The organism is Oligoflexus sp. (assembly GCF_035638955.1).
Taxonomy (GTDB): Bacteria; Bdellovibrionota_B; Oligoflexia; order Oligoflexales; family Oligoflexaceae; genus Oligoflexus.
The window spans coordinates 16553-29614 of sequence record NZ_DASQYZ010000380.1 but is presented as its reverse complement, the minus strand read 5'-3'; the positions used below and the strand labels follow the sequence as shown (position 1 = coordinate 29614).

Here is a 13062-nt window from a genome sequence, read left to right as displayed (position 1 = left end):
CGCGCGGAATTTTGGGCATCTGGCCTATGCGGTCCAGAATATTTATGAAGTCTGCGCGCGTTTGCAAACAGGTGGCGTGACCATCCTGCGCCCGCCTCGGGATGGGCGCATGGCGTTTATCAAGTCACCTGATGGCATTTCCATTGAGTTGCTTCAGGACGGCCCGGCCCTGGCCCCGGCGGAACCCTGGACCTCGATGCCCAACACCGGAAGCTGGTGAACCTCGTTTCAGGAGACCAGCATGGATCAGCTTCGCCCATTTGCCCCAAGCCCTGCGTCAGCGGCCTTTCAAGTCCTGTGTGATGTGGATGTTCGAGCGGAAGCTCTGGACCTGCGCTACCGGGTGCAGGGACCCATCGACGATTTGGTGTTACCCATTCCGGTCGCGAATCCCGGTTTTCGGGATGAACTCTGGACCACGACCTGCCTGGAAATTTTTCTGCAGGTGTCCGGACAGAAAGCTTATGAGGAATGGAACTTCGGTCCGAGTGGGAACTGGGCCCACTACCCATTTCAATCGTATCGGCAGCCCATCCCTGCCCCCCAAAAGCTGAAGCCGTTGGAACCCATGCAATGGATTCGCAATGATCATCAGCTGCTGCTGCAGGTGAGTATTCCGCTCCCGTCGGGTGTCGCGGTGGACAAGCTCGCGCTGCGTTATGGAATCACGGCGGTTTTGCATTTAAAGACTGGGGAAAAACAGTATTGGGCGCTGGATCATGCGGGGGAGAAACCGGATTTTCATCTGGCGGCGAGTTTTCAAGGCGAAGGCCGTCCGGCTTAAGACGGCCTCGATGCGATTAGAAGCGGCTTTGGAAATTTTCCGTCGCTTCCAGAATCGCTGTATTGGTTTCTTCGCCGATTGTCATTTCATAAGCGGGCGAAGCCTTCACAAAGTTCTGGCACTCTTTGTCCGCACCGGTCCAGCGTGTGGCGACCACTTCACCTTGAGCATTGAAAGTCAGAACCACGCGGCAGCTTTCTTCGCCTTCAGCGGAGCTGTACTGCACAACCTTGGTGTCAGCGCCGACGTTCACTTCCTGAGTCGGCTGGCCCCACGATTGCTTCACTGCGCCGGCATCCATACCCAGCCAGGAATCAACTTTGCCTTCCACATCAGCCTGGTTTGGAATCGTTGTGCAAGCGCCTGTGAGAGCGAGACCAAAGACGATAGCGAGATATCGCATAACTTCCTCCTCGGGAATCTGTAAAGTGATGAAACACTCCCAATAATGCTAGCCTGGATTCAGGGTTCCGTCCATCCACCAAGAACCATGAGCCGCACTCCCTGCAATATGAGCCCGGGAACAAAGGGTGAGTCAAGCAAAATGCTTAAAATTTCACCATCCCCACCCGTACAGATAAGTTCCCATTGCGTACCAGGCCAGGCCTGCTCCAGTTCCTTGCGCAGTCCCATGACAGCCAGACTGGTTTCGTGCAAAACTCCGTGCAGCATGGCCGAGCGCGTATCGCGACCCAGCAGTTCACCGCGCGCCAGGCTTTTGCCGTCCACATCGGATAATTTTAAATGCGGCAGACGCGCCGTCCGTTGATGCATGGCATCGAGTTTCATCTGCAAACCCGGCAGCACATAACCACCAAGATAGTAAGTATCACCATGCAACACTTCCATTGTGACGCATGTGCCGGCGCTGACGACGATGAGATTGCGTCCGGGCAGAGCTTCCTGAGCAGCTTCCACCATGGCCACGCGATCGATACCTAAATCGGAAAATTGATAGCGATCGTAACGAACCCGCAAAGGTCGTTTGGGAACGTTGACCAGCTGATAACCGAGATCCTTGAGAACGCGAGCGACCACATCGCGACCTGGATCGGAAACTGAGATGGCATGAACCGGCCAGTCGCGAGCCAGGCCCAAGTCACGCAAGGGTTTCAGTGCTTCCAGTAATTTTTCCTTGGGGTCCTGCGGATGGAATCGGACAAACTGAGGCTGATCATCACGCACACGAGGATTCTGATAGACAGCAAGTTTGGTCAGAGTATTGCCGATATCAGCCACAATCATGGGCCAGGTTTTATCCTGCTGATAGATCCATTGATAGTCGTGCCGCACCGAGGTCAGCACCTGTTCAGAATTTTTCTGCATATCGATCACATGCAAAGCGCCTGCCGCATCGAAATTCTGCAGGCGCACGAGATGATGGTTGCCATCCACCCAGAGCTGGCCCGGTTCGATACTGTAGTTGGCAAATTCCTGCATGAGCTGCGGTTGAGGCAAGGAGCTGAGCAGATGCTCCGCCAGGGATTCGGCCAGCATCGGCACGGCAACGGGTGTTTTACGCCCTAAAATACGGTCGATGGAGATGCTGCGTTGCTCCGCGACCACCGGCGCTTCATGCACATTGATGCCAACACCGAGCAGCATGGGTCCCCAGATGCCGCCCTGGACACTGCTCTCGCAGAGGATGCCGGCGAGTTTATGACCGGCGTAAAGAATATCGTTGGGCCATTTGATGGTGGCGCGGAAACCAAATTCCCGGCGGAGCCACACAGCAATCGCCGTGGCGGCCAGCAGTGGCCATTGCCCTTGCTGCGTGTGGGCCAGGTCACGGCTGTCAAACACAACCGTGAGATAAAGGCCGCCCTCGGGACTCGACCAGGTTTTACCCGATCGACCGCGCCCCTGGGTTTGCATCTGACTGAAAACAACAAAAGGCGGGGATTCCCCGCCTTCCAAAAGGCGGGTGGCATGTGACGACGTGGAATCGAGCGTCTCGAAACGAAATATTTTCATACATCGAAGAGCAAAGAGAGGTCGGACCAACGGGCTCCGGTGATGATCGATGATGTGGAAATAAAATCGACGCCGGTTTCAGCGATTTCACGGATGTTGTGCAGGCGCACATTACCGGACGCTTCGACCAGAGCTTTGCCCTTGATCAAGGCCACGGCCTCTTTCATCATGGGCACGCTCATGTTATCGAGCATGATGATGTCAGCGCCAGCACTCAAGGCTTCTTTCACTTCATCGAGATTGGTCGTTTCCACTTCGATTTTCAAGGTGGGTGGCAGGCTTTCATGGAGGCGACCCAAAGCCTGGCTGATGCCACCCGCAGCACGAATATGATTTTCTTTGACGAGCACGCCATCGCAAAGACCAAAGCGATGATTGCGCGCGCCGCCTAGAACGGTTGCAGATTTTTCCAGGATACGCAGTCCTGGTGTCGTTTTTCGGGTGTCGAGGAGTTGGGTGCGAGTGCCTTCCAGGGCCTTGACCAGTTCGCGAGTGAGAGTGGCAATCCCACACATGCGGCCCATGAGGTTCAATGCCACGCGTTCCGCCTTCAGGATGCTGCGCGCCCGACCCTCAATGCTGAGGAGTTCCGTGCGATCCTGAGCCGCCGTGCCGTTGGCGGTTTTGATCTGCACATTCAATTGCGGATCAACCTTATGGAAAACGGCAGCGGCGACATCCACACCAGCGATCAAGGTCGCTTCCTTGCAGATAATACGCGCATGGGCCTGACGATTGGATTCCACGCAGAGATCAGTGGTCCAGTCGCCGTAACCCCAGTCCTCTTCCAAGGCTCTTAGAATGATGGGTTCGATCTGGATCGTATGCAATTCGCGCATGATAAGCCCCCTTGGCGGATAGCGATGAGGAGTCGCTTCCGAGGAATACAGCCTCAGGGGGCCAGCGTCAAGTCCGCCTCAATCCATCAGCAATCGGCTGCGATCCTGGGTCAAGCGATCGAGTTCGCGTTGGATCAGATCGCGCGCAATGCCTGCGAAATTCTTACGACAATAGTCCTCGACCGCGATGCGGACCAGCTTTTCCATCTCTTCCTGGAGCATGGGTTCCAAAAGATTACCGAGATGACTGCCAGCAGGACGAGGACCCTCCCAGCCGGATGCGTCGGCTCGGCTGGAAGCAGGGGCCGAGGTTGCGGGGGGTGTCATGGGTTCATCATCTTCCAGGGAAAAGCTCACAGGATTGCGCACGTTTTCCAGAGGGGCTTCCTTGCGACCAAAGCTGCCTGACTGCGACATGGATGGGGACGAGGGCGCATAGTGAAAATTGCCTCGATCGGCCGGCGCCGCATTCTGCATAGGGCGCAGTTCGCTCGCGAGCTGAGTCTGCGTTGCCGCGCGAACTTCGGATACAATGGTCTGGGCCATGGATCGAGCATCCGCCTGTGGCGCCGACATTTGCGTCATCGCCATCGCGGCCCGACCTTCGCTTGCATGCTGAGGGCTTCGTGTTTCATGAAGTCCGAGATCAAAACCAGTTTGGGTCGATTCCGGCGGAAAACTCGTGCCAGGCTCGGACATGGAGCGGGCTGCCCGTAAAGGTGGTGGGGGGGGCGGCATAGTCATGGTCGGTTGCGCCATGGGTTGCGGGGCACCGGCGGCCGCAGCAACGGCAGCTTCACCGCGATAAGGCAAGGCCCGACCTAACGCCTGACGCGTGATGGAAAGAAGCTGGGCTCCATCAAAGGGCTTTTTCAGAAAATGCTGAAAGCCCGCGGCACGAAACTGCGCCTCGTCGATATTATCGTAACTGCCTTCAAGAATAATAAAAGGCGCTAAGGGAGCGTGGGCTTTCAAAGCCAGAAAATCCTGGACACCCTGCACACCACCAAGCGCGGCATCAGCAATCACCAAGGAAGGTGGCTGCGACATGATCTCGCGGGCCGCGTCCTGACAGCTGTCGGCTTCGGTGATAACGACGTCATAGCCTTGAAAAGCCAGCTTGATGACACGTTGAATGGTGGATGAATCGTCGATGACCAGCCATCGCTCTGCCATAAAACCCCCACTGACGGTGTGGGGTTCATTTTATCACAGAGCGTTGATAATTGTCGCTGGATCAGGAGGCGAGGCGGCGTTCCAACTTTTCGTTGACCACGACCAGAATCAGCTGACGAACATGGTTGCGATTTTCTTCGATCGCGCGCAGCACCAGGGAATAGTCATCCCATGTGAAATGCGTTTCTCGACGACTGTTCAATTCCTTGAAGCACTTCATGCGGAGATTTTCGAGGTACACAGCCTTGGATTCATAAAGGCTTTTCAAAGTCTCGGGATCCAGACCATCGGCAAGGATGGGCTTAATCAACTCGCCCATGATTTCCTTGTAGGTTTCATAATCTGTCGGATGGCGCTCGCCCATGTAAACTCTCCACAGCATTCGTCGTGATGATCTTATAACTTCTTGTCGTCGAAACGCGGCGAAACTTAAGACCGGGTCTCGGCCCCACTTTGGGCCTTCCTGACAAAAATCGGCTGCAGTCTGACCTATTACGCCGGTTTACCACCCTTGCCTAAGGATCCGAGTCCGTCTACACTGATGGGACCGAAAACAAGGAGTGAGTGAGTGAGTCTCCAGAATGGAAGTTTCTCCCTGACCCGTTATCAAGTGTTAGGGCGGAAAAAGCGACTTTCTGTCGCCGAATTAAATCAAAAATTGCACGGTTTCCAGGCCCGACCCATTTCCCTGCAAACCGCTGCGCGTGAAATCGAATATGGCTGGGTCCTGCCCGACAATCCCGAGATGGAAGACTTTCCAGAGCGGCAAACGGCCTGGGACATCAGTGATTGTCTTTATGAAGAAGGTGTCCTTCTGCGCCTTCGTATTGAACGCCGGGCCGTTCCGGGTCAGCTGCTCCAGGAAATCGCCAAACAGCGCTGGTCGGAGCGTGAGCCGCCGCAGGATGGCGAAGAACCGCAGCGGGTCATGAAAAAGCAGGTCCTCGATGAAGTGAAAGAGGAACTTCTGACGATGAGTCTGCCTTCCATCAGTTACGTCGATGCCTTTTGGAAGGATCAGGAGGATCGTATCTTCTTGTTTTCACAGAGTAAAATGGCCCGCGAAGCCTTTGAGGATCTGTTTGGCAAGACCTTTGGCCGACCGCACAAGATCGGGCTGTTCCGGCTCATGCCACCCTTGCTCGGGATCAGCGCCGATGCCTGGCAGAACCCCGCAGATCATGACGAGTACCTGCAGCGTATCGTTCATACCCTGCCGGTTCGCTCAGGACGCGCCATTGAGACAGAGGCTCCACCTTTTTAAGACAAAAAATTGAGAATTTGTGTCAATTTGAAGTAAGTTGGCGCATTTTCAGCTGCGTGCGACATAAATTGGTTGTAAAAGAAACTCCTCACTGACCGGAGAATAAGTCGATGTTTGATAAAGAGACACGCGTGGAACTGGGTGAATGGTTTTTCAAGGCGCGTGACTATACGCCCATTCCCCTGATCTTTCTCTTGCTGATCTTCGGTCACCCGACCGTGAAATCAGCCACGATCGGTTTGCTCCTGATCATGGTAGGCGAACTCTTTCGCATCTATAGCGTTGGATTTATTGGAACCATCTCGCGAACCCGCTCCCAGAGCACGGGCCAGCGTCTGATTACCGAAGGTCCTTTCTCCTACGTGCGCAATCCGCTTTATGTCGCGAACTTTTTGATCACGCTCGGCTTCACTGTGTTCGGGGGCAGTCTTTGGATTATGGCCCTGACCGTGGTGCTCTTCGTCGTTCAATACTTTTTCATCGTCGCTTACGAAGAGAACCTTCTGGTGGCCAAATTCGGGGAAGAGTATGAAGAATATATGCTGCGGGTACCGCGCTGGATTCCGGATCGTTGGCCGAGTCTGGATCAACTGATGTGGCCGGATTCATTCACGCCCGCTCTAAAAAGCGAGAAGCGCACGCTGACCACCATCTTTTCGTTGATCTTCCTGCTGGCCCTGTTTGCGTAAAAATTGGGATCGTGCCCGTCAGGCGAGGAGCGTGGCGGGCAAAAGATCCTCGCGCTCCGCAAGTCGATCACAGAAGACCATCGGTCCTTCCTCTTCCAGCCAATGCCAGCCCTTGAGCCCCAGCTCCGGCCAGATCATCATCAAAAAGCGATAAGACTCCTGATACCAGCTGAGATCCAGCCCGGGAATAATCACCGCATGTATCACATTCAGCATGCGACGCAGTTGGCTTTCCTTCATCAAGGCCTGCAGATAATCGACAAAGAAGGCCACGGTTTGATCGCCGATCTTCAAAGCGCCGAGCAGTTGATGCAAAGCTTTCGGCTGCAGCTCTTCAAAGAGAAAGGCTTGAAAGCGTTGTTCGGATGCCGTCTGTCGAGGCCCTTCCAGAACGCGCATCAGAATACTAAGGACTTCCTGCTGCTCGTCACGGCTCGAATGCTCACCTAAAAGGCGCAACACAAAATCGCTCGCATGACTGCGGCTGATCTGAATGCCGGAGAGGAGGCGCAGGCGATCGCGTAAAAGATTCCACCGTGGTTCACCGGGTTGGGCTGCGGTTTTGGACCCTGGGATCGGCAACGGTCCAGGCACAGGTGATGCAGCTGGAGCAGCTTTCGGGGCCGCCATTTCCTTGGGAAAAGGAATGGGATCCTTGCTCGGCAGTTCATGCATGCCCGCAAACGGATCATGACTTTCGATCGGGATGGTGCGCACGCCCGCAAAAGGATCACGCGACTGTGGAACTTGTGCAGGTTCCTTGATACCGGCAAACGGATCGACCGGTTCGCGGGACTTCGCAAACGGATCATGAGCTTGCGGATGGCCACGCGAAGGCGCAAACACATCGGGCGTGACATCCGGTTCACGAGAAACCATGGGTTCCCTGGCTGCGGCAGGGTTTGCATCCCGCATGTCAGCAAAGGGATCCTTGCCTTTGTTTTTACTGGACGAGGGCGCTTTCGCTTCCCTGTTGGGTCCCACATCATAAGGCGGGATATCGAAATCACGAGGCGGAAAGGCCGGCTCGATGGGCATCACGGCTTGGGCGAGTTCCTCGGGATCGAGCTGCCTTGTGACTTCATTGTCAAAGGGTATGGCCGCATTCATCAAATTGGAATCCGGCAGAATCTCCGTATTTTCCAAGGGCGAACCAGCCACCTGTGAACCGGCTATATCGTAGGAGAACGCGTTCCGCGCTTCCTGCCTGACGATGCTGCGATTGGCCGATGTATCCGGAAAATGAACATGCTGCGATTCCTGAAACATGGAATTGGAATCGGGGACATATTCGTTTGGTTCAAAAGCTTGGCGCGACTTGTTTTTGGTTCCTGTGTCCTTCGAAGATCGAGACGCCTTGTCATTTTTGGTCGGCTGAACATCCGCGATTTTGCTGGGTTTGTCCGCAAAGACATCTGTGGTTTCAAACACGGACTGGGCGCTGCGCGGACGCTGCGGTTCGCGATCATCCGGCGTTTCCAAAAGATTGGGACCGACTTTGATACCCGAGGCGCGCGAAAGGGATGAGCGGCGCGCGCTTTCATCCGGACGGTCATCGGTGTCTTCAAGGTTTTTATCGTAGAATTCCTTGTTTCCTGTAAAGGAACTGGCCGCTTCCGTCGCCTGTGATTTGCGCCGAGGAGCGTAGCCCATCGCATCAGCCTGAAAGTCGGGTTCCAGAGGCGCTTGAGGAGCCTTGGCAAAGGGATCGGGCATGGTTGGGAGCGCCGACCGTTGCGCGGCACGTGGAGGCGGTGGCGTGTTTTCTGCGTCGGCAGGAACATGCCGCGCGGTGCGTTCGTCGTCATAATCGTCGCCATCCATTTCCGGAGAGGGCAAACGAAAGTGAACGCGTGCCTGACGAGCTGGCAGCGGGACGTCTGGTGTCATGTCTTCATCGGGCTCAGCTTGCGGGATCTGCGGCGGTGGCGTGCGACCCCTGGCGCTCGTATGGTCCCGAGCCATATCACCTTGCAGCTTATTGATTTCGTCGCGCACCAGCTGGGCGTTATCCATTTTCTCAAGTTTCAGAAAACAGGATTCCACATCCTTGAGAGCACCAATTTCATATTCCTTGGTGAGTTTTTCTTTCCGCGCTTCCTGCAATTCCAATGCGGCCGCTTTCAGCGCTGCGTAAGGATTGGGAGTCAGCAAAAGACCCACCAATTTTTTCAAATAAAGGATGCGCTCAAGGACATCTTCCTCAAGCACCAGCGTCACAAAGCGATCGATCAAGGTCTCATTGGTTGGCTTGGCCTCGATGCGCTTTAAAAATTCTTCGAGTCCTTCCTTCATCCGTTCTCCCTCTTGCTTTCATTCTAACAGCTCCACGCCTTTTCCACTGCGGCCGGGCTGGGAAAGCTTTGCTGGGAGGAAGACGGCTTTTTTTGCCGAGCCTCAGTGTTGCATAAGGAAAATACCGCTCACAATCAGGAAGGCGGCGATAACCTTGCGCCATTCAAACCCTTCCTTCAGCACGAAAAAGCTCAGGATCATGCCCATCAAAACCGAGGTTTCGCGCAAAGGGCCGACGAGGCTGATAAGGCCTCCGATATGCTGCGCATACAGAAATAGACTGTAGCCTGCTGTGGAAACGGCACCCCAAAGAATGGTCTGACGGATAAACGAGGACCGTTCGGGACGCGGAATCGTTCGATATTCCCGGAGCTGGAGGCGAGCGAGGATGAGACACTGGCCGATGTTGGAAATCAGGCACACGGTCAAGGGTGGCAGAATTTGCACCGATTGATGATCGATGGTGGTATAAAAACAAATGCAAACGGCGACCAACAGCGGCCAGGGTGAATGCAGCAAAATTCGCAAGCGTGCTTCGAAGGCGCCAGCCGCTGTGGCCTGGATACCAATCAAAATCAAACCCACACCGGCCAAGGCCCACGGGCCCGGCTTTTCCTGAAAGATGAACAATCCGGCCAGCACAATAAAGACCTGAGCCAGTCCACGGGATACGGGATAGGCGATGGAAAACGGCACGCGGCGATAGGATTCGGCAAGACAAAACGTATAGGTGGCATGCGAGACAACGGACAGCGCGGGAAACAGCCAAACCTTTGACGTCCACTCGATACGTGGCCATTCATAAATGATGACCAGAGGCGCGATGAACAAACAGCCCCAGGCTGTAATCCACCAAAGAAAGGCTCCCTTGTATTGAGTTTTCTTGGCCTGAAGATTCCAAACGGCATGGAGCAATGCGGATAGAAGCACGATCCAGAACGGTAGCTGATCAGACATGCAAGGCACCCCACTTCCTTCTTTTGTAACAAAGATACGCAGGGAATTCCAACTTGCTTGCATGCACCTTTCCATGAGACAGTATGCCAATTCTTTCCAGGAGGTGTCCGTGTTACGTTTTGGGTGGCTTCTGCTGATCATTCTGAACAACGCCTGCGTTTCCACGGAGCCCTCTGTTGAACTTGCCGGGGTCATGAGCCCTGAGCAGCAAACGTCCCTGCTTGACGCCGATGTGATCCTGCTCGGTGAACAGCACGACAACCCTCATCATCATGCCGTTCAGCGTCAGGTGCTCGATCTTCTGGGTCAAAAATCCCAACTCGGTTCCGTGACGTTTGAACAGGCGCACTGGGACCAACAGACTGTCCTGACGGCTTTGAATAATCGTTCCCTGGGAGAGCTTGCCAAGGATCTTCAGTGGAAAAGCAGTGGCTGGCCAGATTTTAAATTTTATGAACCCTTGTTCCTGGCTACCGTTCGCTATCGTGCTCAAGCGATTGCCGGTAATATCAATCCGCAAAAAACCAAGCTCGTTTATCAGCAGGGTTATGCCGCCATCTTTCAAGCGAATGAACAAAAAAATCTGGGTCTGGATAGGGACCTGGAGCCGCAGGCACAGGCCGCTTTGGAAGACGAAATTTTTCAGGGCCATTGTCAAATGCTGCCGAAGGATCATGTGAAGACCATGATTCCCGTGCAAAGAACCCGCGATGCGGCGATGGCGTTGGCCTGGTTGCGCCAGCATAAACAGGGCAAGAGTGTCTTCATCGTCGGCGCCGGCCACGCACGCAAGGACTTTGGCATTCCCTTGTACCTGAAGCGACTCAAACCGGATTTGAAAATTTATAGTATTGGCATGAATGAAACGGGGGCTGAAAGGCCAGCGGCCGTTTATGATCAGATCATCACCACAGCACCGGCGCAGCGCGAAGATCCTTGTGTCGGTTTGAAAGAAAAATTTTCCAAACCCAAGTCATGAGGCTTTGCGTTCCGTCAAGCGTAGCAGAATGCGCTCCAGGTCGTGACGATTGAACGGCTTGGCCAGGAAGTCATCCATGCCGGCCTCCAGACATTTCCGCCGGTCCTCGTCAAACGCATTGGCGGTCATGGCGATGATCATCAGGGGCCGTTTCTTCATATCTTCACGAATGCGGCGCGTGGCCGTCAAGCCGTCCATGCCAGGCATTTGCATGTCCATGAAGATCAGATCATAATGTTTGAGCTCGAGCTGCTGCAGGGCCATTAGACCGTCTTCCGCAACGTCCACGTCCACAAAGCCCATCTTGTTGAGCAGGGTGGTTACGACGATCTGATTGATCTTATTATCTTCCACGATCAGAATCCGCTGGCTCGCATCGATCATCGCATGGAGGCTTTCCGACTTGCCATGCAGCGCGTGAATGGGAGCCGCCTGGGCCAGGCTCAAAGGCAGCTGCAGACGGAAAATGGAACCCTTTCCTGGATGGCTTTCCATTTCCAACTGTCCCCCCATCAGTTCCACCAGCGAGGCCGATATGGTCAGGCCCAACCCGGTCCCACCGAAGCGCCGTGAGATGGTGGAATCAGCCTGGGAAAAAGCCTTGAAGAGCTTTTTTTGATTGTCCTGGCTGATGCCGATCCCGGTATCCTTCACCTCGATCACGAAATGAAAATGCTGAGGGTCGAGTTCGTGTCCATGCATGCAGAGGCGTACCTCCCCCTGCTCGGTGAATTTGATCGCATTGCTGATCAGATTCATAAGGACCTGCTTAAAACGCGCGGCGTCGCCCACGACAACCCGGGATTTTACCGCGTCACCATCGAAATGCAGCGGCAGTTTTTTATGCGTGGCTTGTGGCAGCATGAGTTTGATCACGTCCTGGCTGCATTGATGGATATCAAAAGGAACCTGCTCCATCTGAATGCGCCGGGATTCAATCCGACTCAGGTCCAACACATCGTTCAAGACTGTGAGCAGACCTTCGCTGCACGTCTCTATGGTTTGCAGCATTTCCAATTGAATTTTGGAAAGATCAGAGTCCTTGAGCAGAGACAGCATACCAAAGACGCCATTGAGTGGCGTGCGAATTTCATGGCTCATGTTGGCCAGAAAATCGGATTTGGCACGCGACGCCTGCTCGGCTTTATCCTTGGCTTCCTGCAAACGTACCTCGCGCTCGACCTGGTCCGTAATATCCCAGTTAACACCCGTCACGCTCGTGGTTCGACCGGCTCCATCACGTACGATCTGAGCGATGGCGCGCAGATGCCGCAGAGTTCCATCAGGACGGATGACCTTAAACATGAAATCCAAATCCTGGCCCGATTTGATGGCCGATTCCAGGTCGCTGACAACCCGCTTCCGATCATCCGGGTGGACGAGTTGCGTCCAGCTTTGAAAGTCATTGGGGAAGGATTCCCGCTTGATGCCATAGATCGCAAAGATCTGATCATCACGATAGACTTCGCCCGTTCGTACATTTAAAACCCAGATGCCGATGCCACCAATTTTTAACGCCAGATCAAGACTCTGCTTCACCTTCTGCGCTTCTTCGGCCAGACGACGACTGGAGGTAACGTCCTGAAAGGTTGCCACGACATGACTGGGATTGGCCTGGTCCTTTTCAAAGAGCGGGACCGAATTCATGGCAATCCAACGTCGGTCTCCATTCGGGCAGGTCAGCCCGATCGTGACATTCTGCAGAATCTGGCCGGTGGTCAGGGTCACCTGAGACGGATGCTCCGCCATAGGAATTGCGGAACCGTCATCGCGGACGGCTTGCCAGCGCGGATCGGTCAAGGTCTGTCCCAGCAGTTCATGTTCCGACACACCGAGGATTTTATAGGCTGCGGTATTGAAGCCAACAACCGTGCCGTCATCCTTTTGAATGACGAAACCGTCCAGCATATTGTTCATGATTTTTTCATAGCTGACTTTCAATTTTTTTAGGCTGCGCACATGATACTGCCAGGCCTGAAGGGCAATCAGGATCATGACCGCACAAGTCACCAGCAGAGCCAGGAAATGTTGAGACAGGAAAGCCAGCATGATGGTCCTCTAAGGCGTGTCGACTCGGCAACTTATCGGCGCCTGCTGGGTGGATT

At 54.5% G+C, this 13062-nt stretch carries 13 protein-coding genes; 5 read left to right on the top strand and 8 right to left on the bottom strand.

Annotated features, from left to right (window positions below; genetic code table 11):
• Both VE954_RS32960 and VE954_RS32955 read left to right on the top strand, forming a co-directional pair.
• Positions 1 to 220: VOC family protein (locus VE954_RS32960; protein ID WP_324961042.1), on the top strand; the 220-nt coding region annotated here is incomplete at its 5' end.
• Positions 221 to 241: 21 nt separating this feature from the next.
• Positions 242 to 784, top strand: coding sequence for a hypothetical protein (locus VE954_RS32955; protein ID WP_324961041.1), 543 nt, complete (start codon positions 242 to 244; stop codon positions 782 to 784).
• 16 nt (positions 785 to 800) lie between these two features.
• Here VE954_RS32955 and VE954_RS32950 read toward each other — a convergent pair whose 3' ends face one another.
• The 5 genes from VE954_RS32950 to VE954_RS32930 form a co-directional block, all read right to left on the bottom strand.
• Entirely contained in the window at positions 801 to 1187 is a 387-nt protein-coding gene (locus tag VE954_RS32950; RefSeq protein WP_324961039.1) for a hypothetical protein, read from the bottom strand.
• A 59-nt stretch (positions 1188 to 1246) separates the two neighbouring features.
• Positions 1247 to 2758 (bottom strand): biotin--[acetyl-CoA-carboxylase] ligase, encoded by a 1512-nt coding sequence (locus tag VE954_RS32945; protein WP_324961037.1) that lies wholly within the window; start codon positions 2756 to 2758, stop codon positions 1247 to 1249.
• Positions 2755 to 3597: a carboxylating nicotinate-nucleotide diphosphorylase gene (nadC, locus tag VE954_RS32940; protein WP_324961036.1), complete on the bottom strand. Its 843-nt coding sequence runs from the start codon at positions 3595 to 3597 to the stop codon at positions 2755 to 2757. The genes VE954_RS32945 and nadC overlap by 4 nt, the downstream gene beginning before the upstream one ends.
• Positions 3598 to 3675: 78 nt before the next feature.
• Complete coding sequence (locus VE954_RS32935; RefSeq protein WP_324961034.1) at positions 3676 to 4773, bottom strand: response regulator; 1098 nt, start codon at positions 4771 to 4773, stop codon at positions 3676 to 3678.
• Between the two features lie 61 nt (positions 4774 to 4834).
• The gene (locus VE954_RS32930) at positions 4835 to 5137 is read right to left on the bottom strand and encodes a hypothetical protein (protein ID WP_324961033.1); all 303 of its coding nucleotides are present in this window, start codon (positions 5135 to 5137) and stop codon (positions 4835 to 4837) included.
• A 204-nt stretch (positions 5138 to 5341) separates the two neighbouring features.
• Here VE954_RS32930 and rdgC point away from each other — a divergent pair, with 204 nt between their 5' ends.
• Complete coding sequence (gene rdgC, locus VE954_RS32925; protein WP_324961031.1) at positions 5342 to 6037, top strand: recombination-associated protein RdgC; 696 nt, start codon at positions 5342 to 5344, stop codon at positions 6035 to 6037.
• Between the two features lie 110 nt (positions 6038 to 6147).
• A complete protein-coding gene (locus VE954_RS32920; RefSeq protein ID WP_324961029.1) occupies positions 6148 to 6726 on the top strand; it encodes an isoprenylcysteine carboxylmethyltransferase family protein in 579 nt (192 codons plus the stop codon).
• A gap of 18 nt (positions 6727 to 6744) precedes the next feature.
• Here VE954_RS32920 and VE954_RS32915 read toward each other — a convergent pair whose 3' ends face one another.
• Positions 6745 to 9021 carry a hypothetical protein gene (locus tag VE954_RS32915; RefSeq protein WP_324961026.1) on the bottom strand — a complete coding sequence of 759 codons (2277 nt, stop codon included), beginning with the start codon at positions 9019 to 9021 and terminating at the stop codon, positions 6745 to 6747.
• Positions 9022 to 9123: 102 nt separating this feature from the next.
• Positions 9124 to 9978, bottom strand: a complete 855-nt coding sequence (locus tag VE954_RS32910) for a DMT family transporter (protein WP_324961024.1) — start codon at positions 9976 to 9978, stop codon at positions 9124 to 9126.
• A gap of 109 nt (positions 9979 to 10087) precedes the next feature.
• Between VE954_RS32910 and VE954_RS32905 the strand changes: the two genes are divergently transcribed.
• Positions 10088 to 10957: a ChaN family lipoprotein gene (locus tag VE954_RS32905; RefSeq protein WP_324961022.1), complete on the top strand. Its 870-nt coding sequence runs from the start codon at positions 10088 to 10090 to the stop codon at positions 10955 to 10957.
• On the opposite strand, the gene VE954_RS32900 is transcribed toward VE954_RS32905, so the two are convergent.
• A complete protein-coding gene (locus VE954_RS32900) occupies positions 10952 to 13006 on the bottom strand; it encodes a response regulator (RefSeq protein WP_324961020.1) in 2055 nt (684 codons plus the stop codon). The two genes, VE954_RS32905 and VE954_RS32900, sit on opposite strands and share 6 nt — an antisense overlap.
• Positions 13007 to 13062 lie beyond the last annotated feature (56 nt).

Coding starts and splice junctions, on each gene's coding strand:
- VE954_RS32955 (WP_324961041.1), top strand. CDS start 242: ATGGATCAGCTTCGCCCATTTGCCCCAAGCCCTGCGTCAGCGGCCTTT.
- VE954_RS32950 (WP_324961039.1), bottom strand. CDS start 1,187: ATGCGATATCTCGCTATCGTCTTTGGTCTCGCTCTCACAGGCGCTTGC.
- VE954_RS32945 (WP_324961037.1), bottom strand. CDS start 2,758: ATGAAAATATTTCGTTTCGAGACGCTCGATTCCACGTCGTCACATGCC.
- nadC (WP_324961036.1), bottom strand. CDS start 3,597: ATGCGCGAATTGCATACGATCCAGATCGAACCCATCATTCTAAGAGCC.
- VE954_RS32935 (WP_324961034.1), bottom strand. CDS start 4,773: ATGGCAGAGCGATGGCTGGTCATCGACGATTCATCCACCATTCAACGT.
- VE954_RS32930 (WP_324961033.1), bottom strand. CDS start 5,137: ATGGGCGAGCGCCATCCGACAGATTATGAAACCTACAAGGAAATCATG.
- VE954_RS32920 (WP_324961029.1), top strand. CDS start 6,148: ATGTTTGATAAAGAGACACGCGTGGAACTGGGTGAATGGTTTTTCAAG.
- VE954_RS32915 (WP_324961026.1), bottom strand. CDS start 9,021: ATGAAGGAAGGACTCGAAGAATTTTTAAAGCGCATCGAGGCCAAGCCA.
- VE954_RS32910 (WP_324961024.1), bottom strand. CDS start 9,978: ATGTCTGATCAGCTACCGTTCTGGATCGTGCTTCTATCCGCATTGCTC.
- VE954_RS32900 (WP_324961020.1), bottom strand. CDS start 13,006: ATGCTGGCTTTCCTGTCTCAACATTTCCTGGCTCTGCTGGTGACTTGT.